The organism is Verrucomicrobiales bacterium, from assembly GCA_016793885.1.
Classification (GTDB): Bacteria; Verrucomicrobiota; Verrucomicrobiia; order Limisphaerales; family UBA11320; genus UBA11320.
In genome coordinates, this window is record JAEUHE010000135.1 from 1 (window position 1) to 2,958 (window position 2,958).

At 56.9% G+C, this 2,958-nt stretch carries 3 protein-coding genes and 1 pseudogene; all 4 read left to right on the top strand.

Annotation, left to right across the window (positions count from 1 at the left end; translation table 11 throughout):
• The first annotated feature begins 75 nt into the window (after positions 1 to 75).
• The 4 genes and pseudogenes from JNN07_14990 (at position 76) to JNN07_15005 (ending at position 2,946) form a co-directional block, all read left to right on the top strand.
• A pseudogene (locus JNN07_14990) lies at positions 76 to 1,017 on the top strand (IS481 family transposase).
• A 172-nt stretch (positions 1,018 to 1,189) separates the two neighbouring features.
• The gene (locus tag JNN07_14995; GenBank protein ID MBL9169045.1) at positions 1,190 to 1,564 is read left to right on the top strand and encodes a transposase; all 375 of its coding nucleotides are present in this window, start codon (positions 1,190 to 1,192) and stop codon (positions 1,562 to 1,564) included.
• 3 nt (positions 1,565 to 1,567) lie between these two features.
• The gene (locus JNN07_15000; protein MBL9169046.1) at positions 1,568 to 1,903 is read left to right on the top strand and encodes a helix-turn-helix domain-containing protein; all 336 of its coding nucleotides are present in this window, start codon (positions 1,568 to 1,570) and stop codon (positions 1,901 to 1,903) included.
• Complete coding sequence (locus JNN07_15005; GenBank protein ID MBL9169047.1) at positions 1,900 to 2,946, top strand: hypothetical protein; 1,047 nt, start codon at positions 1,900 to 1,902, stop codon at positions 2,944 to 2,946. The genes JNN07_15000 and JNN07_15005 overlap by 4 nt, the downstream gene beginning before the upstream one ends.
• Positions 2,947 to 2,958 lie beyond the last annotated feature (12 nt).

Here is a 2,958-nt window from a genome sequence, read left to right on the forward strand (position 1 = left end):
TGTGCTAACGACCAGTTCATGAGAACGAGTTAAGCAGGTAATTGGTTGACACTTCAATAAGAGAGAAGTGTCAACATGAGTGATAATGAACCAGTAGACAGGAAGAAGAACACCTCCCCCCCTAGGGGGGGAACCGCGAAAAAAAATTCGCGCCGCCCCTTCGAGCAACGACTGCGAGCGGTGAAGCTCCATCTGGAGGAAGGTTTCTCCCAAGAGCTCGTGGCGGAGGAGATGGACATCAGTAAAGCGGCCTTGAACAAGTGGCTCGTCCGCTATCGCAAGGAAGGGGAGGAGGGGCTCAAGGACCGTCCCCGTCGACCCGGTGCCAATCAACTCCCCGAGGCCGTTCGGGACAAGATCGTGGAGTTGAAAAAGGAGGAACCCAGCCGGGGCGTCAAACGGATCTCCCAACTCTTGCGGCGGATCTTTTTTTTACCCGCCAGTAGTGAGACCGTCCGCCAAACCCTTCACGAGGAGGGGTTGGTAAAAAGCCCGCCCAAACCTCGGCGCAACATGACACGGCCCCGCTTCTTCGAGCGGGCCACACCCAATCAGATGTGGCAGACGGATATCTTCACCTTCCGGCTGGGAGGCAAGAACGCCTACATCATTGGGTTTATGGACGACTACTCCCGTTACATCGTGGGAGCTGACCTCTTCCGTAGCCACACCGCCGAAAACGTGCTCGAAGTCTTTCGTGTCGCGGCCGGCGAGTATCAACCACCCAAGGAGATGCTCACCGACAACGGGCGTGAGTATGTCAACTGGCGTGGAACCACTCGCTTCCAGGCGGAGATGAAAAAGAACGGGACCCATCACTTCAAATCCCGGCCACATCACCCCATGACCTTGGGCAAGATCGAACGCTTCTGGGAAAGCATCTGGCAAGAGTTCCTCTCTCGAGCTCAGTTTGAAAGCTTCGAGTCAGCGCGGGAACGAATCAAACTATGGGTGAAGTACTACAACCACAAGCGACCGCACCAGGGGATTGAAGGCCTCTGCCCTGCGGATCGCTTCTTCGAGATTGCCTCCCAGCTCCGCAAAACGATGGAGGCAGGCATTCAGGAAAATCTTCTGGAGATAGCCTTGCGTGGCCAACCCAGAGCTCCCTTCTACATGGTCGGCCGTATGGAAGGACAGTCGGTAATCCTCCGGGCCGAAAAAGGAAAACTCAAACTCTCGATCGACAATGGAAACGAAAACCAAGAACTCGTCTACGACCTCAAACGCGAACAAAACCAGACGCCAGCTAGCCCAGTCGTTCTCGGCGACGGAGAAAGCCCAAGCAGTCCTGGCGGTTTGGACCGAGCGGTGCAAGCCCTCGGAGGTGTGCCGTCAAATGCAGATCAACTCCATGACCTTTCAATACTGGCAACGCCGGGCCATGGAGGGGATGCTCCAAGCGCTGGAGGCCCGAGTGAACCTGGCCAAGGGGGAGGCACTCAGCCCTCGACTCCAGGCGCTCTTGAGCCATCGCCAGCAGCGCCTCAACACCCGAAAACTCTCGGCTCGACTGGAGCAGATCCAGCTTGCCCAGAAGGAGGAAGTTGCGGCAAAAGCCTAGTCGATGAGTCCCTCCCAACATCGAGCCAGCTTGATCCTGCAGGTCCGGGCTGGCCAACTCACAGCCCAGGAGGCGGCTCGGCAATTGGGCATCTCCCGCCAGGCGTATTACAAGTGGGAGAAGCGAGCCCTCAAAGCCCTGCTGCTTTCCCTGGAGGACCAACCCAGGGGGCGTCCGGCCTCGGTGACGGATCCCGACCAGCAACAACTCCAAAATCGGGTTCAGGAACTGGAGAGGAAGGTTCGCCTGTATGAGGAACGTGAAGAGCTTCGTGCTCTGATCCAGCAAATGGAGGAGTCGGATTCGTCCGGCTCCTCCACTAAAAAAAACTCCAAATGATACCGCGTATCCTAGAGCGACTCGAGGAAGCTCGTAGAGAGTTTACCTGGAGAGAGCTTTGCTACCGGCTCATCCCGTGCGCCACGGTGCTTCGCTGGCGCGCTCGGGGTAAAGCCGGAAAAGCTCTTCTGGAAAAGGCCGGCCCTAAGAAGAAGAAACCGCCAAAGGGCTCGCAGCTACAGAAGGATGTCAAAGGCCTAGCGCACGGCCGGCAACGCACCGCAGGCACGGGAGCTCTTTACCAGCAATGGTCGGAGTTCATTTCCCGGCGCGACTTTCAAGAGCTGGTCGCTCAGGAACGCGAAAACAAAACCGATGACATGAAGCGCATTCAATGGCTTAAGCCAGGCGTCGCTTGGAGCATCGACACCACCGAGTATGGCCCAGAGAGAACCAAGATCACGCCCCTGCGCGATCTGGCCTCGAAGTACCAACTGCCCAGCCCCTTGGTCCAAGCCCGAGAGGAAGGGACACGCATCGCACTCTACCTGGATCGGATGTTCCGAACCGAAGGACCTCCGATGTTCCTCAAACGGGACTTGGGGTCTCCGCTGAACTGTCAGGCCGTGGATGAGGTGCTGGAACGGCATCGAGTGCTTCCCCTCAATAGTCCACCCGGATACCCCCGTTACAACGGATCAATGGAACGCGGCATGCGCGACCTCAAAGCAACTCTGGATCATCGGCGGATGAAGGTGCTGACCAAGGACCTGCCCATGACCTTAGAGGTCGAGCTTGCCACCCATCAACTCAACCACCGAAGGCTTCGCAGCCTCGGTGGCTTAACCCCCTGCCAGGTTTATCACGACCCTCAACGCCACCTCCAAATCCATGGTGCCGCCAGGGCTCGTATTTTCCGTGAAGTTTTTGAGCAGTTCTGGCAGTTTGCTCAATGCATGCCCAAACACGATCGCCACAGCCTCAACGCCGGTTGGCGTTTCATTGTGGAAAACTGGCTCCGCTGCCAGCAATGGATCTCCGTTCGGGACAACCAACACAAAATTGTGTCAACCAATTCCAAGCCCTTTTGTTCTCAGAATTGATTTTGCACTACA

Coding starts and splice junctions, on each gene's coding strand:
- JNN07_15005 (MBL9169047.1), top strand. CDS start 1,900: ATGATACCGCGTATCCTAGAGCGACTCGAGGAAGCTCGTAGAGAGTTT.
- JNN07_15000 (MBL9169046.1), top strand. CDS start 1,568: ATGAGTCCCTCCCAACATCGAGCCAGCTTGATCCTGCAGGTCCGGGCT.
- JNN07_14995 (MBL9169045.1), top strand. CDS start 1,190: ATGGAAACGAAAACCAAGAACTCGTCTACGACCTCAAACGCGAACAAA.